Origin of the sequence: Rhodococcus sp. YL-1, from assembly GCF_001942025.1 — a bacterium.
GTDB classification, from domain to species: Bacteria; Actinomycetota; Actinomycetes; order Mycobacteriales; family Mycobacteriaceae; genus Rhodococcus_F; species Rhodococcus_F qingshengii.
This window is the reverse complement of the sequence record NZ_CP017304.1, coordinates 265477-289686: the sequence shown is the minus strand read 5'-3', so window position 1 is coordinate 289686 and position 24210 is coordinate 265477. Positions and strand designations below refer to the sequence as shown.

20 protein-coding genes and 4 pseudogenes are annotated in these 24210 nt (G+C 61.4%); 10 read left to right on the top strand and 14 right to left on the bottom strand.

Annotated features, from left to right (window positions below; genetic code table 11):
• Positions 1-36 precede the first annotated feature (36 nt).
• Together BH682_RS35375 and BH682_RS35370 are read left to right on the top strand one after the other, a co-directional pair.
• On the top strand, positions 37-2502 hold the full coding sequence (locus BH682_RS35375; protein ID WP_019747368.1) for a heavy metal translocating P-type ATPase: 2466 nt from the start codon (positions 37-39) through the stop codon (positions 2500-2502).
• Positions 2499-3227 (top strand): DUF305 domain-containing protein, encoded by a 729-nt coding sequence (locus tag BH682_RS35370; protein ID WP_083954834.1) that lies wholly within the window; start codon positions 2499-2501, stop codon positions 3225-3227. The genes BH682_RS35375 and BH682_RS35370 overlap by 4 nt, the downstream gene beginning before the upstream one ends.
• Positions 3228-3982: 755 nt before the next feature.
• Here BH682_RS35370 and ccsA read toward each other — a convergent pair.
• The 7 genes and pseudogenes from ccsA to BH682_RS35325 form a co-directional block, all read right to left on the bottom strand.
• Positions 3983-4159 (bottom strand): annotated as a pseudogene (gene ccsA / locus BH682_RS35360) (cytochrome c biogenesis protein CcsA); the annotation flags it as partial.
• A 115-nt stretch (positions 4160-4274) separates the two neighbouring features.
• Positions 4275-4751 carry a hypothetical protein gene (locus BH682_RS35355; protein ID WP_047270626.1) on the bottom strand — a complete coding sequence of 159 codons (477 nt, stop codon included), beginning with the start codon at positions 4749-4751 and terminating at the stop codon, positions 4275-4277.
• A 314-nt stretch (positions 4752-5065) separates the two neighbouring features.
• A pseudogene (locus BH682_RS35350) lies at positions 5066-6242 on the bottom strand (IS3 family transposase).
• 205 nt (positions 6243-6447) lie between these two features.
• Positions 6448-7136, bottom strand: a pseudogene (locus BH682_RS35340) (cytochrome c oxidase subunit I); the annotation flags it as partial.
• A gap of 132 nt (positions 7137-7268) precedes the next feature.
• A complete protein-coding gene (locus BH682_RS35335) occupies positions 7269-8840 on the bottom strand; it encodes an NlpC/P60 family protein (protein WP_083954833.1) in 1572 nt (523 codons plus the stop codon).
• Between the two features lie 255 nt (positions 8841-9095).
• Positions 9096-9419, bottom strand: a complete 324-nt coding sequence (locus tag BH682_RS36225) for a hypothetical protein (RefSeq protein WP_134929860.1) — start codon at positions 9417-9419, stop codon at positions 9096-9098.
• A 778-nt stretch (positions 9420-10197) separates the two neighbouring features.
• A complete protein-coding gene (locus BH682_RS35325; protein ID WP_075836666.1) occupies positions 10198-10560 on the bottom strand; it encodes an ArsR/SmtB family transcription factor in 363 nt (120 codons plus the stop codon).
• A gap of 98 nt (positions 10561-10658) precedes the next feature.
• Here BH682_RS35325 and BH682_RS35320 point away from each other — a divergent pair, with 98 nt between their 5' ends.
• Positions 10659-12674, top strand: a complete 2016-nt coding sequence (locus BH682_RS35320; RefSeq protein WP_047270622.1) for a heavy metal translocating P-type ATPase — start codon at positions 10659-10661, stop codon at positions 12672-12674.
• A gap of 195 nt (positions 12675-12869) precedes the next feature.
• Positions 12870-13037: a hypothetical protein gene (locus BH682_RS36220; RefSeq protein ID WP_155419211.1), complete on the top strand. Its 168-nt coding sequence runs from the start codon at positions 12870-12872 to the stop codon at positions 13035-13037.
• Positions 13038-13309: 272 nt separating this feature from the next.
• On the opposite strand, the gene phoU is transcribed toward BH682_RS36220, so the two are convergent.
• The 5 genes from phoU to ccsB all read right to left on the bottom strand — a co-directional run bounded on the left by phoU (position 13310) and on the right by ccsB (position 17744).
• A complete protein-coding gene (phoU, locus tag BH682_RS35315) occupies positions 13310-13975 on the bottom strand; it encodes a phosphate signaling complex protein PhoU (RefSeq protein ID WP_047270619.1) in 666 nt (221 codons plus the stop codon).
• A gap of 233 nt (positions 13976-14208) precedes the next feature.
• A complete protein-coding gene (locus BH682_RS37005; RefSeq protein ID WP_232354283.1) occupies positions 14209-14385 on the bottom strand; it encodes an ANTAR domain-containing protein in 177 nt (58 codons plus the stop codon).
• Between the two features lie 1506 nt (positions 14386-15891).
• The gene (locus BH682_RS35300; RefSeq protein WP_054827429.1) at positions 15892-16221 is read right to left on the bottom strand and encodes a hypothetical protein; all 330 of its coding nucleotides are present in this window, start codon (positions 16219-16221) and stop codon (positions 15892-15894) included.
• Positions 16218-16487 carry a WhiB family transcriptional regulator gene (locus tag BH682_RS35295; RefSeq protein ID WP_052959928.1) on the bottom strand — a complete coding sequence of 90 codons (270 nt, stop codon included), beginning with the start codon at positions 16485-16487 and terminating at the stop codon, positions 16218-16220. Before BH682_RS35295 ends, BH682_RS35300 begins: the two co-directional genes overlap by 4 nt.
• A gap of 270 nt (positions 16488-16757) precedes the next feature.
• Positions 16758-17744 (bottom strand): c-type cytochrome biogenesis protein CcsB, encoded by a 987-nt coding sequence (gene ccsB, locus BH682_RS35290; RefSeq protein ID WP_047270614.1) that lies wholly within the window; start codon positions 17742-17744, stop codon positions 16758-16760.
• Between the two features lie 931 nt (positions 17745-18675).
• Between ccsB and BH682_RS35285 the strand changes: the two genes are divergently transcribed.
• Positions 18676-20019 carry a magnesium transporter MgtE N-terminal domain-containing protein gene (locus BH682_RS35285; protein ID WP_047270613.1) on the top strand — a complete coding sequence of 448 codons (1344 nt, stop codon included), beginning with the start codon at positions 18676-18678 and terminating at the stop codon, positions 20017-20019.
• Positions 20020-20062: 43 nt separating this feature from the next.
• A complete protein-coding gene (locus BH682_RS35280; protein ID WP_047270656.1) occupies positions 20063-21685 on the top strand; it encodes an Nramp family divalent metal transporter in 1623 nt (540 codons plus the stop codon).
• Between the two features lie 63 nt (positions 21686-21748).
• On the opposite strand, the pseudogene BH682_RS35275 reads toward BH682_RS35280, so the two are convergent.
• A pseudogene (locus BH682_RS35275) lies at positions 21749-22012 on the bottom strand (cytochrome b); the annotation flags it as partial.
• Positions 22013-22213: 201 nt separating this feature from the next.
• On the opposite strand from BH682_RS35275, the gene BH682_RS37255 reads away from it, so the two are divergent.
• From BH682_RS37255 to BH682_RS35265, 3 genes are read left to right on the top strand one after another with little or no spacing between them, the layout of a single operon-like run.
• The gene (locus BH682_RS37255; protein ID WP_223304459.1) at positions 22214-22345 is read left to right on the top strand and encodes a MerR family DNA-binding transcriptional regulator; all 132 of its coding nucleotides are present in this window, start codon (positions 22214-22216) and stop codon (positions 22343-22345) included.
• Positions 22335-22625, top strand: a complete 291-nt coding sequence (locus BH682_RS35270; protein WP_223304461.1) for a MerR family DNA-binding protein — start codon at positions 22335-22337, stop codon at positions 22623-22625. Before BH682_RS37255 ends, BH682_RS35270 begins: the two co-directional genes overlap by 11 nt.
• Complete coding sequence (locus tag BH682_RS35265; protein WP_047270607.1) at positions 22622-22930, top strand: hypothetical protein; 309 nt, start codon at positions 22622-22624, stop codon at positions 22928-22930. The genes BH682_RS35270 and BH682_RS35265 overlap by 4 nt, the downstream gene beginning before the upstream one ends.
• Before the next feature lie 136 nt (positions 22931-23066).
• On the opposite strand, the gene BH682_RS35260 is transcribed toward BH682_RS35265, so the two are convergent.
• Positions 23067-23330, bottom strand: a complete 264-nt coding sequence (locus BH682_RS35260) for a DUF4229 domain-containing protein (protein WP_080961187.1) — start codon at positions 23328-23330, stop codon at positions 23067-23069.
• 230 nt (positions 23331-23560) lie between these two features.
• Here BH682_RS35260 and BH682_RS35255 point away from each other — a divergent pair, with 230 nt between their 5' ends.
• Positions 23561-24202, top strand: a complete 642-nt coding sequence (locus BH682_RS35255; RefSeq protein WP_047270605.1) for a TlpA family protein disulfide reductase — start codon at positions 23561-23563, stop codon at positions 24200-24202.
• The last annotated feature ends 8 nt before the right edge of the window (positions 24203-24210 follow it).

The following is a 24210-nucleotide window of genomic DNA, read 5'->3' as shown; positions in this document are numbered from 1 at the left end:
CCGCAAGAATGGCGGTCACAACGAGAGGGCGCAGAGATGAATCGAACCACCGTTCTCGAAGTACAAGGATTGCAGTGGGCGACATCGAAAGCCGCAGTCGAATCAACTCTCCTTCGCCGACGTGGCGTCGTCTCTGCTGAGGCCAACGTCCTCAACCAAACTGCCACGGTCACCTACGACCCGGCTGCAACCTCGATACCCGAACTGTCCCAATGGATCCGGGACTGCGGCTATCACTGCGCAGGGCGATCAGTGCCCTCCCACAGCTGCGACCCCCTCTCCGAACCAAACGACAGCACCAGCGCCACGCCCTCTGAATACCACGTTCATTCAGACCACGCCGACACATCAACCGACGCACCGGTCGAACACCCCGGCGAATCTCCTCACGGCGAACACACAGCGCACGAACCACATGCTCAACACTCTGCACAGGACATGATGGGGCACGGAGGCGCCCACGCCGGAATGTCGATGGACGACATGGTCCGGGACATGCGAAATCGCTTTCTCGTCGCTCTCGTTCTGTCCATTCCGATCATGCTGTGGTCCCCGATGGGGCGCGACATGTTCGGATTCACAGTTCCCGCCCCGTTCGGACTCCGCGACGACGTATTCACCCTGATACTGAGCTTGCCAGTGGTGTTCTACTCGGCCTGGATCTTTTTCGACGGCGCTTATCGGGCTCTGAAGGCCCGCACCCTCGACATGATGGTCCTCGTTGCCGTCGCCGTCGGGGCGGGTTGGCTCTACAGCGTCGCCGTCACCTTCACCGGCGGCGGCGAGGTCTTCTACGAGGCCGCGTCGGTGCTGACGGCTTTCGTCCTGCTCGGACATTGGTTCGAGATGCGAGCCAGAGGTGGAGCCAACGACGCGATTCGCACACTGCTCGAACTGACCCCGCCATTGGCAATCGTGTTGAGAGACGGCGAACCCGTCGAAGTTCCCACCGCCGACGTTGTCGTCGGAGACCTGTTACTGATCCGACCAGGCGGCAAAGTCCCTGTCGATGGAACGGTCGAGAGCGGAACTTCCGAAGTCGACGAGTCAATGGTGACCGGGGAAAGCCTTCCCGTATCCAAAGAACCGGGATCCGCAGTCATCGGGGCTTCCATCAACACGACGGGCACACTTCGCGTCCGAGCAACCAAAGTCGGTGCCGACACCGCCCTGTCCCAAATAGTGGCGTTGGTCCAGGAAGCGCAGAACTCGAAAGCGCCGGGGCAACGGTTCGCTGATCGGGCCGCGTTCTGGCTCGTCCTTGTTGCTCTGATCGGCGGCACCGGCACCTTCCTTGTCTGGTGGGCGGCGGGTGCAGGAGTGCAGACCGCGCTTCTGTTCGCAATCACCGTCGTTGTCATCACCTGCCCCGACGCTCTCGGTTTGGCCACGCCCACCGCCATCATGGTCGGCACCGGACTCGGAGCTCAACGAGGAGTGTTGTTCAAAAATGCCACCGCGCTGGAATCCTCGGCGCGCATCGAGACGGTAGTGATGGACAAGACCGGCACCCTCACCAAAGGCGAACCCGAAGTCACCGACGTCGTCGTCGACGGTATCGGCACCGATGAACTCCTTTCCCTTGTGGCCGCGGTCGAACGCGAGTCCGAACACCCCCTCGCCGGCGCGATCGTCCGCTACGCGGCCGAACGCGGCGCCCCGGAAGTTCCACTCACAAATTTCCGTAATGTGCCAGGTCACGGTGCGGCTGCGGAGGTGGACGGTCGTCGAGTGGCGGTAGGCAACCGCAAACTGATGATCGCCGAAAACGTCGACTTCGGCACATTGATGGGCACACGCGACGACCTCGCAGCCAGCGGGCGAACAGCAGTACTCGTCGCCGTCGACGGACACGGCGTCGGGGTGATCGCACTCGCCGACGCTGTCCGAGAGACTTCCGCCGCCGCAGTGGCGGCGCTGCACGACTTGGGCGTCGAAGTCGTCATGCTCAGCGGCGACAACGAAGCCACCGCACAGCGCATCGCGGGCCAGCTCGGTATCGATACCGTCATCGCGGAAGTGCTCCCCGGCGACAAAGCCGCCAAGATCGTCGAGCTGCAAAATGCCGGCAAAAAAGTTGCAATGGTCGGGGACGGAGTCAACGATGCTCCCGCGCTCGCACAAGCGGACCTCGGTATCGCCATCGGCGCAGGTACCGACGTCGCAATCGAAACAGCGGACCTCGTGCTGATGCGGTCGGACCCACTCGACGTACCGGTCGCACTACAAATCGGGCGAGGCACCCTCCGCAAGATGCGACAGAACCTCGGATGGGCCGTCGGGTACAACGTCATCGCCCTCCCCATCGCCGCTGGAGTCTTCGAACCCTCCCTCGGACTTGTACTTCGCCCAGAGATCGCAGCGCTGTCGATGTCCGGGTCCAGCTTCATCGTCGCCGTCAACGCACTACTGCTGAAGCGACTACGACTCCCTTCTCCCCCGGATCAACACCGGCCTTCACCAAGCACTACCCCGAAGACGACCTCACAGAACGCCTCATGACCGGACAACCGATCTCCCAACGAAAGGGTTTCCCCGATATGAAGAAGATCCTCGCAATCAGCGCTGCAGCAACTGCGGCACTATTCGTCCTCACCGCATGTAACAGTTCCAATTCCGATGGAACCACCTCCACACCGATGTCAATGAGTGTCGAGTCCAGTAGCTCGGCGGACGCGAGCACTCATAATCAGGCAGATGTGACATTCGCCGAGCAGATGATCCCGCATCACAGTCAAGCCGTCGAGATGAGCGACATGCTCCTCTCCAAAGACGGTATCGACCCCCGAGTGACAGCGTTGGCAGAACAGATCAAAGCGGCGCAGGGCCCAGAAATCGAGCAGCTGCAGGCCTGGTTGACCAGCTGGGGACAGAGTTCGTCCTCCTCTGGCATGAATATGCCGACCACCTCCCACAACATGGAAGGCATGACACCCTCTACCAGCATGAACATGCCGATGCCCTCAGAGAGCATGGGGATGACGCCGGGAATGATGGAGGGGATGATGTCCGCCGATGACATGACCGCGCTGCAGAATGCACAGGGAACCGATGCCGCGAAACTGTTCCTCGCTCAGATGATCGACCATCACCGCGGAGCTGTCGCAATGGCGCAAACTGAAGTTGATTCCGGACAGTATCCCGAAGCTATCTCCATGGCGCAGACCATCATCAGCGCGCAAAACCAGGAAATCACCACGATGGAAGGCATTCTCGCCACGCTGTGATCACGACTTCCGGCGTTCATTGCTCAGATTTCAGTCGGATGTGAGCGCACGCGGCTCGGTGTCTCTGCTTGACAATTGACCTCGGCAGAGGCACCGAGCCTTCTAGGCGACAGGTCAATACCCCGGAGGACACCGAACACTATCGAGGCAACCTCATTTGTTGGAGGGTTTGGTAATTACACCCGAAGATATCCCGAGATCCGCACGCGCCGTCCTGCGTGCGCGGTCACATTCGTCGGGCTCAACATTCTGGTCAGGCTCCGTGGGATACCCACCAGCACGAGGTAGGAACGGGTGCACAAAAACCCACGCCTGAACCGAACCGATCTATTTGCATCAATCAGGTCCAGGCGCAAACCGAGCCCATCGATTAACGAGGGACAGGCCGGGTACGCAAACGAGAACAGACGACATGGAGGTCATGATGCAGGACGTTCGGCGGGGGATGACCGACTCCGAGTTGATCGCGGAGGCGTACCGACTCGAAAGCCAGCCGGTATTGAGCAGGTGCGACCACATCAGGTTGACACTGATACACGATGAACTCGAGTGTCGCGCAGGATGTCGGGAAAAGAAACTCCCTGACGCGGCGCCACAACGGCTTCCGCCTTGCAAGGGCAGGAAGTGCGCATGATTGACAAGTTTGATCACCACGTTCACACACTCACATCAGAATGGCTGCGCCACTCCCCCGGCATGCAGGCGCGGGGCTCCCCTGATCCATATGCCCCCGCGCCACTCTCACCCGCTCGCTCTCAGTTGAGTCCCGCGTACGAATGGAGGCCGGAGACATCCATCTTGATGATGAAGAGATTGAACAGCATTGCGACGAAACCGGCAATGATTATCCAGGCGGCACGGGTATCGCGCCAACCAGAAGTAGCACGCGCGTGCAGAGAGGCGGCGTAGATCACCCAAGCGATGAAGGAGATGTGAACGACGGTTGAAAACTAGACCACCCGTCGTTTCTGGACTAGTTTTCAACCGTCGTCAACAGGAGACCGTTTCCTTGGGGTCCCATCCTTCTTGACAACATCCAATCGCGCACTAGGAGCGTTCGGGGACCGCAGTACCGATCGAGTCCTTCGACACACAAGTACGCACTCCGCACGCCCGCTCACCTTTCAACCGCTGCCGAAACGCGCCCGCCATCAAAGCCAGTGAAATCAGCCCCAGGACCGGTTGTATCGGTGCCCACAGATTCAACGCACCCGTCACACCGACAGTCATGATCACCAATTTGTTGCACACCGGACAGCCGACGGCCAACAGAGCCAGCGCATTGCTGCCAATGCCCACGCGCGAGGGTGCTGCAGAACTGGATTGCGTTCGCACATACGTCGCGAGTATCAATCCACTCAATATCGCGTTCGCGATCCACACCGGATAGTTCCACCACAGCACCGGAGTCATCCGCTGGTAGAACGAAGTCGGCACTATCCCGGTGGGGACGCCGACGATGAGCGCTGCTGCCACCGCACCTGCCGACGCAGTAATCCAACGCCAGAGCGACCAATTCGTCATCGCCGATGTCCCTCCCTCATACAGTGAACTACTAAAAGAGATAGTAGTTCACTGTATGAGACGACCGGAAACGGCAATCCTTCAACGACTTGCATCCCACCCGACAGGGGTATCACCGAGGTGCACGTGTGTGAAAGCGAAGTCTCCACGGCGATCGAATACGATGCGCGGGACAGCGGGAGTTTGCGCAGCGTCGAGGCAGGGCAACCGAGGCCCGCACCGACAAACGTGAGCGCGGTAAGAGTTCGCGTAACAACGAATCGGTCAGTGCGGCTGTCGTCTTGGTAGGACCCCGTTTGGTGAGCCACTCGCTATCAGAGAATCAATGCGTGTGAATACAGCTGGCAGCTGTACTCATTCGGAGTGCGGTAAGCCAGCGATGAATGCCGATGTCGGGTGTTGTAGTCCTCCTTCCCGTCCTCGATGACCACCCGGGCTTCGAGGAGGCTGTGGAACTCGTTCATGTTCAGGCATTCGTCACGGACTCGGTTGTTGAAGGATTCGATGTAGCCGTTCTTCCACGGCTGACCAGGGGGAACATATCCGATTCCCAGTCGGTCCTCGCAGAACGTCCGCAACGCCTCGGAGATGAATTCGGGTCCGTTGTCGCACCGCAACACCTGTGGCGGGCCGCCCCAGAGCGCGAACACTTTCTCCAGGGCGGCGACGAGATCCTCTGCCGGGATGGATCCCTCGACCATGTTGAGCACCGACTGGCGCGAATGCTCGTCCACCATTGACGCGATCTTGAACTTCCGTTCGTCGGTGGTGAAGTCGAACTGGAAGTCGATCGCCCACACCACCTTCGGTGCATGTGCCTCGGCAATCGGGGTGGTCGAAGCGTCGGCTCGTTTGCGGATTTTGCGGACCTTCACCCGCAACCCTTCCTCGCGCCAGAGACGCTGAACCTTCTTCTTTGTTAATCACCCAGCCCATGGCACGCAAGTCCGCCCACGCCCGACGAAACCCCTTGCGGGCATTCGCTTTGGCCCAGTCTCGCAACCACTTCCGCAGATCGGCGTCCGGATCGTCCGGGGTGTCTCTCGCAAGCGCTTTTCGTTGGGTGGATCGCGGTTGCCCGACGATTTTGCAGGCGAAACGCTGTGAGAGCCCCATCGTTTCCTGGAGCATGACGACAGCGTTTCGTTTGGCGGTCAGGCTCAGAATTTTCCAGTGATAATGGAATCAACCCGTTGACGGAACGGCCTGACCCAGAATTTTCCGAGCAATCTCCTTGAGTGCAGCCTTTTCGAGTTCGGCTTCGGCGAGGAGCTTCTTGAGCAGGGCGTTCTCGTTCTTGAGTTCTTTGAACTCTTTGGCGTCGTCGGCTTTCATGCCGCCATACTGCTTGCGCCAGTTGTAGAGCGTCGGCACCGAGACGTCGAGTTGTCGGGCGATTTCCTCGTCGTCGGCGCCTGTGGCGGCAAGTTCGTCGCCGTGGCGCAGTTTTCGGATGATCTGTTCGGGCGTGTGCCGTTTGCGTCCAGCCATGAGTTGCAGCCTTTCATGCCCTTGATCAGGGCGGAAGGATTCTCATAGCTTGCGGGTCACTTGATGGGGGTCATGCCAGTCTCATCCGTCGCCGGCACAGTCATCACCGAAATTGGGAACGAACTCATGGCGACTTCGTGTCCTCACTTCTTCCCGTCATACGTGCGACATATATTGCGTACACGTAGTTTGCGGACGACACGGCTCACTCGGATCCGTTTCCCGCCAGTGTGCTCGTTGTGGGATGGAACCTTCCGGTGTGAGCTTCAGCCCGAATCCGTTCCACCATGTGTGGGTGGTGCATCTCGAACGCCGGACACTCGGAGCGGATAGGGGCTCGGTGAAGTTGTGGCGTGGCGGCGGACAGCTGGTCGCCCACTCGAGAGAATTGCCATTGCCCCACGGATCGTCGACCGTGACGACTTCACCAAATCTGTAGCTCCTGAAGACGTTCCAGATGAACGGCAAGGTGAATGGTGAATGCACCCAAGACGAAGGACTCTACGGTCGAGATGGAGTTCAGTACCGCAAAGTCGTCCAAAGGTAGGTAATCCGCTTAGCGGCGCGGCATCCCCTCGACGCCGAGCCAGTGCTGCACGAGGAAGGTCATGTGGAATCCGCGAACGCCGCTTAGAAATGCCATTTGCCCAGCCACTCATCCATCACTCGGCCAGTCATCTTAGGGAACCAGAAGTAGATCCGCGCGTACGTGGTGAACACAACCGTACCGAAGACCACGTAGTGAAAATGTGCCACGCCGAAGTAACTGTCGGTGACCTGAAAATCGAACGGTGGTCTGGCCAGAAGCACCTCCGAAAGACCATCGACTAAGAAGGTGATCAAGAAACTGATCGAGAACAGCATCGGCGACTCGAAAGTCAATTGCCCCTTCCACCAATCCCGATAACGCCAACCCCACGATCCCCACATGTCCGCGCGCACGCCCGGCGAAACTCTTATGGAGACAGACGTACGCAACGATTTTCGCCGACCTCTGAAGCCAACCGTACCGCCGACGGAGAAGAGCTAGAGAAGCCTGGTCACATTGGGCACCATGCCGTCCCAACGCACCGGGGAAACCTTGACCACATCGCCGGACTGCGGGGATTCAAGCATCTGATTGTTGCCAAGGTAGAGCGCCTCGTGCTGACTTGCGTTGGGCCCGTAGAAGATCAGATCCCCTCGCTTCATCTGAGAGGCTGGAACCTGCCTTCCCGCGGTGTACTGGTACCCGGAGTAGTGCGGAAGTGAGATTCCCACACCAGCAAACGCATAGATCATGATTCCGGAACAGTCGAAGCCTGCATTTTCGAAATCACCGAAAGTGTCCGCGACTCCGCCGTCACGAATTCCGACGGTCGGCCCGTTTGCGTCTCCGCCTCCCCACGAATAGCGGACACCGAGTTGCGACATTGCCCGGTCGATGACAGTTTCGATGGCACCGTCACCGGTGACCGAATTCTGACCGTCGTCACTCACGCCACCTCCGGGCTCCGTCGTAACCGACGGAGCCTTGGTTGGAGAAGCAGGCGGTGACGGCGTAGTCGTCACCGACGGCACCTTCGTCTCCGAGGAATCATCGCTGATCTGGGTATGCGGACGCTGTCTGCTGGCAATGTCCGCGGCGCGATCACGTGCAATTTGATCCGCAGCAACCCGGGTCGCAGCTTCCGATGCTGCTTGCTGCGCTGCGGCGATCGCCGCAGCGGTAGCTGCTTCCTCTGCTCTGCGCTGAGTATCCCACTGGTCGTAGACCTGACGCTGGTTCTGCAATCCCGTCGCGCTGTTTCTCGCTGCCTCCAACTCGATTTGCGCGGAATCGCGCTCCTTCATGACCACTGCCTGTTGCTCTGTTGCCGACTTCTGCGCATCCGTCACGCGCTGGATTGCTTCCATTGCGAGGGCTTTGTTGTCTTCTGCTCTGGCTGCAGCAGCGTCGGCGGTCGCCTGGGCCGCCCGTGCCACAGACTCCGTGTTCGATCGCGCCGTTCGTGCGCGCTGAAGCTCGTCCATGACCGCGTTGTGCTTCTTCGTAATCATCCGCACCAGGTCAGCTTTGGCCAAGAGATCGTCGGGGCTGTCGCTTCCGAGGAAGACGGTCAGCGAGCCGGCGGTGCTGCCTTGTCTGTAGCTGGCGGCAACGAAATCGTCGAACTGCTGTTGCGCCACCTCGATTGCCTGCCCAGCCACTCCCATGTCGGTGCGTGCAGCTGCCCCAGCAGCAGTGGCGGCCACCGCGACATCACGGGATGACTGAAGGTCCACCAACGCCTTGTTCACGTCCTCCCGCTTGATCGCAACCTGGGCGGCGATCTCAGCGAGTTGCGCATTCGCCGACGCAACGTCGTTGATCAGATCGCCGATACGGCCCAGAGTTTGATCCACGCGTGAGTCTGCCTGTTGCAACTCGGTATCGCTCGGATTCGGTGGCGGCGGCGGAACCGCCATCGCGATACCGGGAGTGGTTGCGACGATCGATCCGGCGAGAGCCAGACCAAGGACGGCGTGAGCGACTCTCGTGCGAGCATGCGTGAGTCGATTCCGTTGCCTCACAAACACCCCTCGTCCTCGACGACTCAAACTGCGCTCGACACCCATGTACTAAGGACAATAGTAGATAAACATCATCAACTGCCCCATATGACAAAAAGCGTCACATGTTTCCCTCGCGCACCACAGATCGGCTAACCGTGCTGTCGTACCGGATTGGACCAGAACGGCAATGCTCCTGACCTCGGGACCGTTCGCACCCGCTGCGTGGAATCGCCACCCCGCCTTGCTCAGGAATGTCGGGTGCACGCACGAGGCGCCGGCGGGCACATCCCGATTGTCATTGCGCCTGCTGAAGGTTCGTTACAGAGCGATGGTGATCGCCGCGGTGTGCAACTGGCCTCCTGTCTGGAACTCGATGAACAGTCGCCAGTCGCCGGATTTCGAGAGTTTCGCAGGTACATCGAATTCCGGACCTCGCTGATCGCTGTCCAGTGGCGTCAGATCAGCAAAGGCGAGAGTCTGTGCATGGATTGCAGTGACATGGACATAGGCGCCCTCGTAGCGCTGCACGTCGGATCCCTGCTCGTCGCCTCCGGCAATGTCCACCGTGAGCTCTCCCGACTGGCCGGGTGTGAGTTTCCCCGCGACCGTGAGCGTGTAGCCGTCGACCGAGGTCGACGGCATGGCGTGTGGAAGCCTTTCCGGAGTCCCCTCCCCAGGAACTGTGACCAGCTGCGAAAGCACCTGCGTTTCAGAGGTTTTCCCGCTAAGAGCCCTAAACTGGGCGTATACGCGGTATCTCCCGGGTACGAGGCCTGAGATCGGGGCGCTCCACGTGCCGTCGCCAGCCATGATCGGATGCAGATGCGCGAATCTCGTCGAGTCATCCCGAATGAAATACAGATGCATGAGCTGGCCTTGCTCTGCCTCGTACTCGGTTACCGCGCCACCCCCTGAATCGTCGATTCGGAATCTCCACGTCGTGGCTTGACCGGCGGGAATCATCGAATCATCAGTAATCAGCGCCATATCGGAGGTGCTGGACTCGAGCCCATTCATCACTGCCGAGGGTTCGCCGGCCTTGCTCGACGATGACTGAAGGGAAGGCTCCGCACTATCGGTACCGCTGTTCGTGCAGGCCGTGAGTGATGTCACGGCGGCGGCGACCACAGCCGCCACCGTCATGTACCGAGGCAGACTGCGAATATCCATCGGGTTGGATCGCTTTCTTTGTTCCACCGACCAAGGGAGGAGATGTCAGGGGTCGAAATGAAGGGTAGCCCGATCAGGAGATTGCCGATTGATCAACACATTCATCTCGCCCCAGCGAGTAGATCGAGGTTGGTAACACCACTGCAGCATGAGCTTCAGCGAGTGTGTCGCCGCACGCACTGATCACCTGGTCGTCGGACGCGCCGCCGAGGGACTCCGGCGTCGATTGGCCACATATGGGGTGAGCTCTTTACAGGGCAGGGATCGGGTCGTCGGCGATTCCGAGCCCGAGATGTTCGATGTGATAGACCGCTTCGTCGAGAAGCATCGCCACATGATTGTCGTACAGGCTGTACACGACGTTGCGGCCCTGCCGCGTCCCCGTCACCAACCCCATCGCACGCAGCAGCCGCAATTGATGCGAGACAGCGGACTGCTCCATCCCCACCGCCTCCACCAGGTCACCCACAGAACACGCCCCGTGCCGCAGCCGAGTCAACATCCGCAGTCGACTCGGCGTCGCCAACGCCTGCAACGTGGCAGCCACCGTCGCGGCCGACTCCGCATCGAGCTGCGCGGGCGGCGTGGCTGTGCCTTCGACTCCGTGACCCATGTGAAGCATCCTACCCATCATGATTACATGAAGAGGTCTTCATGTTTTCCTGTATCGTGGCGTTCGTTCCCACCCCGCCACCAGCCGGAAGCCGTGCCATGACCACCCCCGTACGCAGCGATCCACACACCGAGCCCGCGGCGCCCCGGGCCGCAACCGCCGTCCGCACCCGGCCGTTCGCACTCCCGGAAGTGCGGTGGGCAGCCATCGCGACCGGGCTGTTCGTCCTCGGGCTTGCCGCTCAGTTCGGCGGTGCCCCGACCTGGCTGTGGTGGACGCTGTATCTGGGCTGCTACGTCACCGGCGGGTGGGAGCCCGCACTGGCGGGCTTGCAGGCGCTTCGAGAGAAAACCCTCGACGTCGACCTGCTCATGATCGTCGCCGCGATCGGCGCCGCGGCGATCGGCCAGGTCCTCGACGGCGGCCTGCTGATCGTCATCTTCGCCACCTCCGGCGCGTTGGAAGCATTCCTGACCCAGCGCACCGCCGACTCGGTGCGCAGCCTGCTCGATCTTGCTCCCGAACGTGCCACCGTCATCGGCCCTGACGGGCACGAAACCATGGTGGATGCGGCGTCGTTGACGGCAGGTGATGTGATCGTCGTCCGGCCGGGCGAGCGGATCGGCGGCGACGGCCGGATCATCTCCGGAAGCAGCGATGTCGATCAGGCCTCGATCACAGGAGAACCCCTACCAGTGGCAAAACATCGCGATGACGAGGTGTTCGCCGGAACCCTCAACGGGACCGGCACTCTGCGAATCCGGATCGATCACGCGGCATCGGAGACGGTCGTCGCGCGGATCGTGGCGATGGTCGAAGAAGCGTCCGCCACCAAAGCGAAGTCGCAGCTGTTCATCGAGAAGGTCGAGCAGTACTACTCGGTCGGAGTCGTGGCCGCGACCCTCGCAGTGTTCTTCATCCCGTTCGCGCTCGGCGGCGCCCTGCAACCGTCGCTGCTGCGAGCGATGACGTTCATGATCGTCGCCTCCCCGTGCGCAGTCGTGCTGGCCACGATGCCGCCGCTACTGGCGGCGATGGCCAACGCCGGCCGCAACGGCGTGTTGGTCAAATCCGCCGTCGTGATGGAGCAGCTCGGTTCGGTCACCACCGTCGCATTCGACAAAACCGGAACCCTCACCAAGGGGTCCCCGGCCCTGACGGACATCCGGCCGATGAGCGGGGCGAACCTCGCCGCCGACGAGCTGCTCACGTTCGCCGCCGCGGCCGAGCATCCCAGTGAGCACCCGCTCGCTGACGCGGTCGTCGCCGCTGCCCGCCAACGCGGGTTGCAGGTGCCCCCTGTCGAAGAGTTCGACTCCGCCCCCGGCCGGGGAGTGCGAGCACGCCTGAACGGTCGCCGGATTCAGGTCGGCAGCCCCGCACACCTGCTTCCAGCGGCGTCGGCCGCGATCGCGGACCGTGCCACGGCGCAAGCGATGTCTGCGGCCGCCGAAATGGAAGCCGGCGGAAAGACCGCGATCGTGGTGATTGTCGACGCCGCACCGATCGGAGTACTCGGACTGGCCGATCAACTCCGCGACGGCGCCCGCGACGTCGTCGACGAACTGACCACCCTCACCGGACACACTCCGGTTCTACTGACCGGCGACAATCCCCGCGCCGCCGCTGCGCTCGCCGCACAGGTCGGGATCACCGACATGCGAGCCGGACTCCTCCCCGAGGACAAGGTCACCGCCGTCGCCGACCTCGAACGCAGCGGCGCGAAAGTGCTACTGGTCGGTGACGGTGTCAACGACGCCCCCGCACTCGCCGCCGCGCACACCGGCATCGCCATGGGCCGCGCCGGATCCGACCTCGCACTCGACACCGCCGACGCCGTCATCGTCCGTGACGAACTCGCCACCATCGCGCGCGTGATCGCCCTCTCACGCCGTGCCCGGCGCATCGTGATCGCCAACCTCGCGATCGCCGCCACCTTCATCACCACCCTCGTCCTGTGGGACCTGTTCGGGCACTTACCGTTACCCCTCGGCGTCGCCGGACACGAAGGCTCCACCGTCATCGTCGGACTCAACGGAATGCGACTACTTTCCCAACGCGCGTGGCGCTACGAGACAGGCAACCTCGGGTGGCGCCGGGCTCGATCCATCTAGAGAAGAGGTACATCTCCCAAGCAAAGGTCGTCCGCCTTCGATTGCCTGCGCGCTACGTAGTGGCGAAGGGAACCCGCGAGTTTTGCCGCGGGACGCCGTCAATGGACCACCCGCCATGAGCAATCTACTATTGACGATAGTAGGTTGTTGATCGACACTGTCCCAGACCGCTCGATCCGAGCATAGGAGAACTCCATGAGCTTGGCGCCGTTCCTCGTCGTAGTTCTCGGAATTCCAGCAGGAATGGCCGCCATAATTGGACTGATGACCGCGGGCAACGAGAGAAAGAGCCGAGTTGACCGACCGATGCGACGCATGCGCGCGGAGATCAGTCGACTCAATTCGGAGAACGCCGCACAGTAGCCCGGCACGGCATCGACCATGCTCACCGCCGATACACTCGTGCTGCATCTCATCTCGCAACCACGAGCGGGACCACGGACGTGGGGTCAAGATCCTTCCTCGGGAGAGGCGACGTCGTGCAGCCAAGGTCGGGCGCGAGAATCGAACTCCCAACGCAACACCAAATCGGATCTCATCACACTGTCCACGTCTTCCGACTGACCAGACAGCCGGCTTCCACATCGGGGCCGGAATGCGTCATCTCCCCTCCTGACATCCCGGCAAGCTTCAACCTACGGAAGGAGCGCGTCGGGTCGGGCGGGGAGTCGACCGGTTTCGAGGAAGATGATGCGTCGTCCGATTTCCACAGTGTGGTCGCAGAATCGTTCGTAGAACCGTCCGAGCAGGGTGATGTCGACAGCAGCTTGCACTCCGTGCGGCCATTGTTGGGCTTGGGTGACGGTGAACAGGCGCCGGTGCAGTTCGTCCATGACCGTGTCGGCGGCCACAAGCTCTTGCGCGTGAGCAGAATCGACGTGCCGCAGTATTACCTGGGTTTCGGTCGCCCGAGCCACTGCTGTCCTTCCCATGTCCGCTACGACTGCCCGCGCTTCGGGCGGTACGGCCGACGTCGGGTGGCGCAGGCGCGCGATCTTGGCGATGTGGACGGCCAGTGCGCCCATACGTTGCAGACTTGCGGCGATGTGCAAACCGCCAACGGTAAATCGGAGGTCATGTGCCACAGGGGCTTGTAAGGCGAGAAGTGAGAATGACTTGTGTTCCCAGTCGGAGGCGGCCCGCTCGAGGTCGGTGTTCGCGTCGAGTACTCGCTCGGCGGTGCGAAGGTCGGCATCGAGGAGGGCTGCCGTTGCCTCCGACATCGCTGTCACGGTGAGCCCGCACATCGACGCCAGGCCACACGAGAGGTCGTCGAGGCTGTCGGCGAAATGTGTGCGCATCTCATCACCCTAGATGTGTACCCAGCGGTTGTTTCGTCTTCAGTTCGATCCGGGGCATCGGGTCCATTGCGCCTCTTCTCGGCCTCCGTCCGGGCAATACCGTTTCTGTGCCCGCCGGTGACGGGTAGAAATGGATTGAAGCCGACAGCCGTAATGGGTGCTGTCGGCGAGGTGCCTGTGGTTAAGCAGTCAGCCGCAGGTGCCGACCACAACGCGATTCAGTCTGTCATCGGTCACAAACCGAGCAGCAGCTGATCGAATTGCGAACGCAACCCACCGAGTAGAGCGAAGTCTGCGCGAACACGGGCGCTCAACTGCTCGGACACCTGGCGGAGTTTGACGTTCTTCTGCTCCAAGCGCCAGATGAGAATGTCGAAGGCCCGCTCCGCGGAAATTCCGTACACGATCATCAGCATCACTTTGGCCTGCTCGATCGCTCCACGGGAGCTACTGATCTCATCGACCAACTCGTCGACCGACTCCCTGACCCATGCGGTCGAGCGTTTCGGTGACGTCTATGTAAAGACCGGCACTACCGATTACTTCGTCGTTGCCGCCGAGGATGCTGTCGCCCACCACGATTCACCGATCTCGTCACACCATTTGTGTCGACGATGCGATGTCTACTACTGAACGGCCCAAACTGGTCGCCGCCGGCACCGCCCTCTACGAGGCGTGAGGCATTATCTTCCTCGAAGACCAACTCGCGGAAGCCCGCCGCATCAACACCGAACTTCAACAGCAAGAAAGCGGACCCGGCGCATCACCCGAATACGCCCAGCACCTCCGACATCACCCCTCCCCCAATACTCTCCGCTACGCCACCACACCCACCTTCGCGGACTGCATCTTCACAGGGCGGATCTGTCCGAGCGGAAACGTCAGGAGTCGAACGCAGACAATGCTTTCGCTACAGTCGATCAATGCAGCACCATCCCGACGTGGCGTTGCACTCGGCCCACCGAACGCGATGTCGCGCAGGCCGAAAATTCGGTGGGCCGCCTCTGACTGCGCGCCCGTCGACCCTGACACCGGGCCGCACGGCCCATCAGGTCGGACGTCTCACCCTGACCTGGTGAACCACGGTGGAACTGTGTCCCCCCAACTGGCGAAAACACATACCCTCGCTCGGCCGCCGAAAACATGGGTACAGAAGAATTTCACCCCGGACAGCGCCTAGGAACCTTCGATCTTGCCGCAACGCCTGGCCGGGGGCAACGCCTAGAACACACACTCGTCTACGCGACCCCCATGGTGGCAGACATGGATTGATGGTGTCGACGTGTGCTCAGCACGTACCCGTGCGATCGCGTCGCGTTTCACTCGCGAGTGCATGGCAGCATTTTCCGAAATGAGGAGAGTGGGGCAAAGCACCACGGCAAACAGGACAAACCTCACCTCGACCGCCCGCGAAGCGTACGGCCTAGTCGTACACGTCCGGGAGCGGGCGCCGGCATCTACCGGTCTCATCGGTCCTCTGCCTTGTATGGTCGTCGAGACTGCCCTCCCGGCGTCAGCGCCCCATCGGTTGGGTAGAGCACATATGGTCCTGCAATGATGCACGGCCCAATCTCGCAGTTGCACCGAAAGCTCGCTCTCACTCGTCGATCTCGGCCAGAGAACCACGAACGGCACGGAGGACCTCACGAGATCAGTCCGAAAGCGAACTCCATGCCACCACAGCATTTTTCGCCGTGTCGCAAAGTCAAGACGGTCGGTGCTACGCCTGCAGCGCAAGTTTTCCAATCTGTAACTTCGATTATCTGTGCGCTAGCCGCCGAAAAGCAGTCCAGTGCAAGCCGAACCTCTACGCAATACAGTCAGGAGAACCTGATGACACCACACCCGAAGAGGGAGCATCACCGTGATCCGTCAAACGCCTGAGTCCGCGGGCGTGAGTGGTTTCAGCGACCGCCTCAGTGCTCGTTGATCCCAGGCCCTTGATGAGTGTGTATTGCGCACCGATTCGACACCGTAAAATCGACCGGGAAGCCATGCAGTGCAGTTATTCGCGTAACACGCGAATCTCGGATCTCTCCATCCCAGGCATCGTCGTGATCGCGCGCAGCGGGAGTTGGCATGCCATGTTCGAGCCCACGAGCTTTCATTTCCCCGTTCACATAGTAGAACCGCGCCTTTTGATTCGGGGTGTGGCGATCAAACCTGTCGTACAAGTATTGGTACTCCGCGACCAGGTCATCGCCCGTCATTCGGTAAACCGACAGAGGCGCCTCGTCATTCGTCATCGAATCGCCTCCTTGATACAGCGGCGCCGCAAGAGAATCTCGAAGACCATTCCCCGGCCGAGCGGACTTCGCAACGTGGATTTGCGGTTGACCCACGGGACAATTACACACCTGTCTCCGACGGGGTCAAAGGATGATCCCAGCTTTCGATCGGCTTCGGTCATGCCACCCCAGGTTCCGTACGGCTCACCAGCACCCAGGGCATACTCGCGACAACTACCGAGCAGGGGCAGTTCTGACAAATCCGCCGAGTCGGCGAATCCCACCGGCTTCCAGCAGTAAGACCACCCTCCACCGGCACTCGAACCTCGCCTTCCGTCACGCCCTCACCCGAATAACCTATAACCAAACCCGTGACTGCATTCAAACAAGCAGCAGGAAGGCAAGACACGAAGGAACCCCCCGCCGCCTCGAACGCACCAGTCGCGCCCCGCGACGTAGCCTACGAAGATCATTCTTTGGGCACTCATACGTTGTCTTCGCTTCGAACGCCACCGTGGACGTGCCCGTCGAGCTTCAATTCGATCACGAATCGCTCAGCTCAGACCGGCGTAGGAGTGCAATCCGGACACGACCATGTTGATGATGAACAGATTGAACAGCATCGAGACGAATCCTGCGATGTTTATCCAAGCGGCTTTGGTCTCGCGCCAACCTGCGGTCGCTCGGGCGTGGAGGTAGGCGGCGTAAATCACCCAGGCGATAAACGACATCGTCTCTTTGGGATCCCACCCCCAGAACCGACCCCAGGCTGCCTCCGCCCAGATCGCGCCGAGGATGACTCCGATACCAAAGAGAGGGAAGCCGACGATGACGGTTCTGTAGGCCAACCGGTCGAGTGTCTGGGCGTCGGGCAAACGACGAGCCATCGAACCTACAGGCCCGCGGCGCTCCGCGCCGGCGGGCTGTCGGATCCGTAGTAGGAACGCGAGGCTGGCCACGCCGGAAACCAGGAAGACGCCGCTGCCGATGCTGACGATTGTGACATGGATCGGAAGCCAGTAGGACTGCAGAGCCGGAACGACAGGCGCTGCGTCGGCGTAGAGCAGGGTTGCCGCAACGAACATCAGGATTAGGACCGGCGCCAGAAGAAAAACCCACATCGCGCGGTATGTCTGCCCACGCAGAAACACGATGCCAGTCGCCGTTGCGGCCGCGGTGGCCATGGTGACGAACTCGTACATGTTGCCCAACGGGAAACGTCCGGTTGCGAAGCCACGCAACACGATCGACACAAGGTGCAGTCCCAAGCCCACGACGAGAACCGCGGCACCCATGTTGCCGAGACGCTCGGGCACTGGCTTCGGCGGAGCCGAAACGATCCGTCCGGGCACTTCCGGCGACGGCGCCGAGACTCCCCCTGCCGCCACAAGCTTCCTGCTCCCCAACTCGAACCGGTGGACGTGGTCGGTGCGTGTCGCGGCGTAGTGCCAGATCAGCAACACGAGGGCTAACAGATACACGGCGAAGGCCGACTGGAACGACAGGTCACTCAGCCTGGCAATGGTTTGGTTGATGGGCACGGTGGGTCCTCTCCTGAGCCATCCGGGTTCTCAGATCAGATGCGGCCGCACCCGTCCAGCGAGTTTCTACTACTCGTACGTCATTCGTGGTCCATTAATCCGTGCCGCAGACTTGGCAGAATCGCACAACCTACAATTCCGTCTGGGATGCGCCGGACCCGCCGTACGCGTCATTGCCCGACCTCGGCGCACTGCGGTTTCGATCAGTCGTCCGTTCAGATCAGCATGCCCGTAGAGGTCGGCGAGGGCACATATTGACTACTATGCCCGATAGTAGTCAATGTTGTGTGGCTCAACGGGGAGTCACCCGGAAAATGAGGCTGCCGTCGGATACCGCGTTCCGCGGCGCTGAGTGATATGCCAAACCCCTCAGGGCGCAAGGGCTCGCTGACGCAACGAACATTGCCATGTCACCGAGCGAACACGTTGACGCATTGATCTGCTGACCGACCCTCCGGGGACGCGACTTCGCGCTCACGGCAACGCTTCTAGGTGCACTGGACCACGTGCGCGATAGATGGGCGGATGTATGAATACGCTCACCAAAGGCGGGGTCGACCGTGCATCCGCATTGAGCCTCTGCTCCGACAACCTCACAACCCGAACCGCTACGCCAGAAGTCGCCGAGCTTGAGAGTCGCCCCAAACGGCTCCCAAACCGGACTTTACATGCATAGGTGCGCATGTAACAATACCGGAGCGGGAAGGCTTGTCCGCGAAGCGAGAAGGTGGCGTGCTTGAAGTTTTGGTCGCGAGTTTCAACCATGCAGATGCGTCGTCACCGGCGAACTGAGTCGCAACTGACCGAGCCGCGCCGAACTTAGGCCACGCTTGTCCGTCCACCGACCTTTCAATCGGACATCAATAGCCGTCGCGCGAGTGTGCGCATCCTGCGTGGCTCGTCCCACCACCCACCGACGCGAGGAGTGCCGATGACCGAGTCAGCGACCGACGGAGCCCCCACGCATCCGGTGATCCATCTCTCACAGCTACTGAAGCGACCAGTGATCGCACGGAATGGGGACATCGTCGGCGCCCTAGACGATCTGATCGTGCGATTGCTCGGCGTGGACACCTACCCGACGGTATCCGGGCTGGTAGTCAATGTCGGTGGTCGGCGAGTGTACGTTTCTGTCGAACGGATCGAGCACCTCGACGGGGACCGGGTGATGCTGGCGCAGAACAAGGTGGACCTGCGCGGGTTCGAGCGCCGCGAGGGCGAGGTACTGCTGCGTTCCGACGTCCTTGGCCATCGGCTGATCGACGTCCCGGCCGCGGAGCTGGTGCACGCCTACGACATCGAACTCGAGAACCCCGGTCACGGGTGGGTACTCGCACGGCTCGACACTCGCCGCCCGGCCCGGTTCTTCGGCTTAATCAAATCCCATGGAGGACACGCCAGTCGGGATTGGAAAGCGTTCGAACCCTTGATCGGCCACAAACACAGCATGGTAGTGCGGCGGGTCGGCGGGCGAGTCGGCACCCTTAAACCGGCGCAGATTGCAGATCTGCTCGAGGGCGCAGACAAGCGCGAGGGTGGGGAAATCCTTGACCGCGTCCACACCGACCCCGAGCTTGAGGCGGACGTTTTCGAAGAGCTCGACCCGGGCAAGGCCAACAAGCTGCTCGCCGACATGAGCGACGTCGAGGTGGCCGGTGTGCTTGGTCTCATGCGCGCAGACGACGCCGCCGACGCAGTCGCAGAGTTACGACAGTCCCGCCGTCGACGAGTGCTCGATCTGATGCCGGCCGGCCAACGCACGAAGGTGATCACACTAATGGGGTTCAATTCGTCCAGCGCCGGCGGCCTGATGAGCGTCGACGTCATCTCCTGCGCCGCCACCGCCACTGCGGCGCAGGCCCTGTCGGCAATCTCAGCAGCACGGTCCATGCAGCCCGAGGCTCTGCTGAAGGTGCACGTGCTCACCGACGCCGGCCGGCTGATCGGGGTGGCGTCGGTCATCCGGCTGCTGCAATCGGAGTCGGTGACCCCGATCGTCGACATCATGGACACCGACCCTGTGCGCGTGACCCCCGTGGCGGACCTAACCGAGGTGGCGGTGCTGATGGCCGACTATAACCTCGCGACGATCCCAGTCGTCGACGATGCCGACCACGTCGTCGGCGTGGTCACCGTCGACGATGTCCTCGAGGCCTCCATCCCCGACGACTGGCGACGGCGAGAACCTGCACCGAGGCCCATCGTCGAGCGCGCCACCGACCACCCTACGACCAACACCACCTCCACAGATCCAGGCGGTGATGACCGTGGCTGAACCCGAGATCACCGACGCCACCCCGGCACATACGCCTGTCGGTATGCCTGAACCGCGACCGTCCGCAGTCCTCGATTCCGCGCACCTCGGCGACATCGAGGGGGCGCTCGGAAGAATCAGTTTGTCCGACAAGGAATCTCGCCGCACTTTCAAGGCTCGGATGCTGACCATGTTGGCGATCGTCGGGCCTGGCCTCATCGTCATGGTCGGTGACAACGACGCCGGCGGTGTTGCCACCTACGCGCAGGCCGGCCAGAACTACGGGTACTCGCTGCTTTGGGTGTTGCTATTGTTGATTCCAGTGCTGATCGTCAACCAGGAGATGGTTGTCCGACTCGGGGCGGTGACCGGGGTGGGGCATGCCCGGCTGATAAACGAGCGCTTCGGCCGCGGGTGGGGCTGGTTCTCGGTCGGCGATCTGTTCGTATTGAACTTCCTGACCATCGTCGCCGAGTTCATCGGAGTTTCACTGGCCGCCAGCTACTTCGGCGTCTCACGGTACATCGTCGTGCCGACCGCTGCGGTCGCGTTGATCGCGATCATGGCCACCGGCAGCTTCCGCCGCTGGGAACGTGCGATGTTCGTCTTCATCGCCGTCACGGCGGTACAGATCCCGATGCTGCTGCTCTCACACCCAGACTGGGGTCGCGCTGCCCGAGACTTCGCGATTCCGGGCGTCCGAGGCGGGATCACCTCGGACGCGGTGTTGTTGATTATCGCAATCGTCGGCACCACTGTCGCGCCGTGGCAACTGTTCTTCCAACAGTCCAACATCATCGACAAACGGATCACCCCGCGGTTCATCAGCTACGAACGAGCCGACACCGTCCTCGGGGCGCTGGTCGTCGTCGCCGGCGCAGCGGCATTGATGATGACCGCCGACTACGCCGCCCGCTCAACTGGCAGTGTCGGAGAATTCGTGGACGCCGGCGACATCGCGCGCCTACTCAGCGCGAATGGTTCCGTCCTCGGCCCGATCTTCGCGATCGTGCTTCTCGACGCCTCGATCATCGGTGCCGCTGCGGTCACTCTGTCGACCAGCTACGCCTTCGGTGACGTGTTCGGGATCAGCCACTCGCTACACCGAGGGTTCAAGGAGGCCAAACCCTTCTACCTCTCATACGGTGCCATGGTCCTCCTTGCCGCGGGGATCGTGCTGATCCCCGGCGCACCGCTTGGACTGATCACTACCGCCGTGCAGGCTCTTGCCGGACTGCTCCTGCCCAGCGCGAGCGTGTTCCTGTTGCTGCTGTGCAACGACCGGCAAGTACTCGGACCCTGGATTAATCCGCGCTGGCTCAACCTCGTCGCCGGGCTGATCGTCGCGGTCCTGCTGATGCTCTCGGGAATCCTCATGGCCACCACCGTTTTTCCCGACCTCAACGTGGTGACCGCCTCAATATACCTAGGGATAGCGTTGGTCGTCGCTGGCATCGTCGCAACAGTTGGCGTGCGGTGGCTCGACCGGCGCCGCGGCGTAGTCACCGCTCTGCCCCCTGACGTCGGGCGAGAGGCAAAGATGCAGTGGCGGATGCCGCCGCTGACGCTGCTCGAACCGGTCGTGTGGTCCTCCGGAACGAAACTGGGCATGCTGGCCTTGCGGGGCTACCTCGTCATCGGCGCGATACTTCTCGTGGTCAAGGCTATTCAACTCGGCAGCCGATAGGATGCCGAGCCGCAGCCAAATGAGAGTGCGAGTACCAGCAGCTCGGGAGTCACCACCACGCGGGATGCCGGTCTCGATGCCGTGCTCGAGAACCTCACGGTCGCTGCGCCGCAGACCCAGGCAGAACCGGTAGGTGACGAAGAACGCGATCGGGGGGCAGCAGCACCATGCCGATTCGGCCGATCCACATCATCGCGTTCAGCGAGATGTTGAACTTGTACGCAATGATGTCGTTGACGCAGGGGATCGTCAGACCAGGTAGAACGCGATGACCATCGCGCCGATCGCGGTGCGGACCGGAACGTCCCGCGGACGCTGCAGCAGGTTTGCCTGCGTGCGGTGGTAGTCGGAGATTCAGCACCGATCGCAGGGCTCGCGGGTTCGGATGCTGCGCTTCCTCGTCGTGGTCGTGGTACTGATGGCCGACTATAAACTCGCGACAATCCCAGTCGTCGGCGTGGTCACCGTCGACGATGTCCTGCCGCCGGGCAGAACAACTTGACTCCGTAGCCGGGTACAGGGTTCACAATGGCAACATGCGTAGCAGTGAACTGGCCACCCTCACGGGTGAATGTGCAGACGTTGCGGTACTACGAACGGCGCGGACTCCTGCAGCAGCCTCCACGATCCGCCTCGGGATACCGCTCATATCCGGGATGAGGCGGTCGAGATTATCCGGTTCGTCAAACGCACCCAGGAACACGGCTTCAGCCTCGAGGAGATCAACGAACTTCTCCACCTCTACGGTGGCGGACCGGACGATTGCGACGCAGCGCGGAGACTCGCCCAGAAGAAGATCGCCGAGCTCGACGAAAAGATCCGAGATCTGCAATGCATGCGGGCCTCATTGACCGAATTCGCTTCCACCTGTGCACTACCGCGAGCTGACCGGCACTGCCCCATGCTCCAGACATTGCACACCGACGAAGGAACACCATGATTCAACTCGAAATTTTGCAAGTCCTGGACTGCCCCAACGTGCCGCTCCTCGAACAACGAATCGAGCAAGCTCTCGCGGGTGTATCGATCGAATGGGAACTGCGCCACCTGGTCATCGAGGATTCCCAATCAGCAGCACTCGCGGGTATGGCCGGGTCTCCGACGTTGCTCGTCGACGGCCACGATCCCTTAGCCGAGTCAAATCAGATCCCGAGCGTGTCCTGCAGGCTCTATCGCGATGCCGCGGGCGCTGTCGACGGCGCTCCTACTGTGTCGGCGCTGAGGAGAGCATTCGGAATGGATTGACCAACGTGGACAGTCGTTGACTGCTGCTCCGAATTCGGCTTCGGCAGCAGCGATCGCCGCGACCTAGCCCCTTCCCGGGTGACACCGGGGGATGAAGGAGGCTTCATCTATGCCGGCGTGGCCGCGGGAAACTTCTTCACGCGGTGCGCGACGCGCGACGCCTCTCATCTACGACCATCACCTCGTCGTTGATCCGGCGTCGCAACGATCGGAATGCGATCGCAGAGATGGCGAATCCGAGCAGCAAGGCCCCGAACAGTGACAAAGCGCCGGGGATTTCGAGGTCGAATACGGCGTTGATTCCCATGACGATCACTGCGAGCCCAGCGATCAGGGCGAGTCGAGCTGCGGTGTAGTACACCATCAATCGCACAAGCTTCGACCGTGCGATTCGTGTCATTCGCGTCGGCGGCCCTTGATGTGAATCCAGTGCTGGAATTTCGGGGCGGGCCGACGAGCTGGGACGACCCTCCGGGGCGGATTGACGTTTCACAGTGCTCGATTCAATAGTTGGACTCGGGCCCCTGCCGCTGCTGAGCGAGGGCCGGTGGAAGAACCAATATAGCTACTATGCACAATAGTAGTTCAGTGTTGTTCCCCGATTCGCCGCACCATACTTGGAGGAAGTGTATGCAGGCACGGTCGCGATGGCTCATGTTCTTCTTGGCCGTGATCGCCCTCCTTGTCGTGGCAATCTGGCCTCGATCCGAACCAACCGAATCCCACTCCCCAACCCGACCGCAAATGCCCCCGGCCGCATCCCAAGACGACGGCGAAGCTCTCGACCCGAGCTTCACATCTGCGACCGCAGCAGCGAAGGTTTCCTGCCCTGCGGCCCCGGCGGCACCGCCCGTGAACGGAAAACTCCGGGGAATCAAAGCGACGTGTCTTGGCGAGAGCACTGAAGTCGACCTCGGCGCAGCGCTGTCCGGGGAACCCACCTTGATCAATCTCTGGGCTTCGTGGTGTGGGCCGTGTCGATCGGAGATCCCGGTTCTGAACGATTACGCAGGCAGCCCCGGCGCCATCCGTGTGGTCGGCGTCAATGTCCAGGACGACATGTCAGCAGCACTAGCACTTCTCACGGACGCCGGCGTGCGCTATCCCTCGTTCGCCGCCATCGACGACGTCGGAATTGCACTGTCGGCGCCGCCAGTTCTGCCGCTGAGCTTCCTCGTCCAACGTGACGGGTCCGTCGACCAGGTCACAGCCCCCATGGTTTTCGAAAACACGGACCAAATACGCTCCGCCGTAAGTGAGTTGATGAAATGACAGTCCCC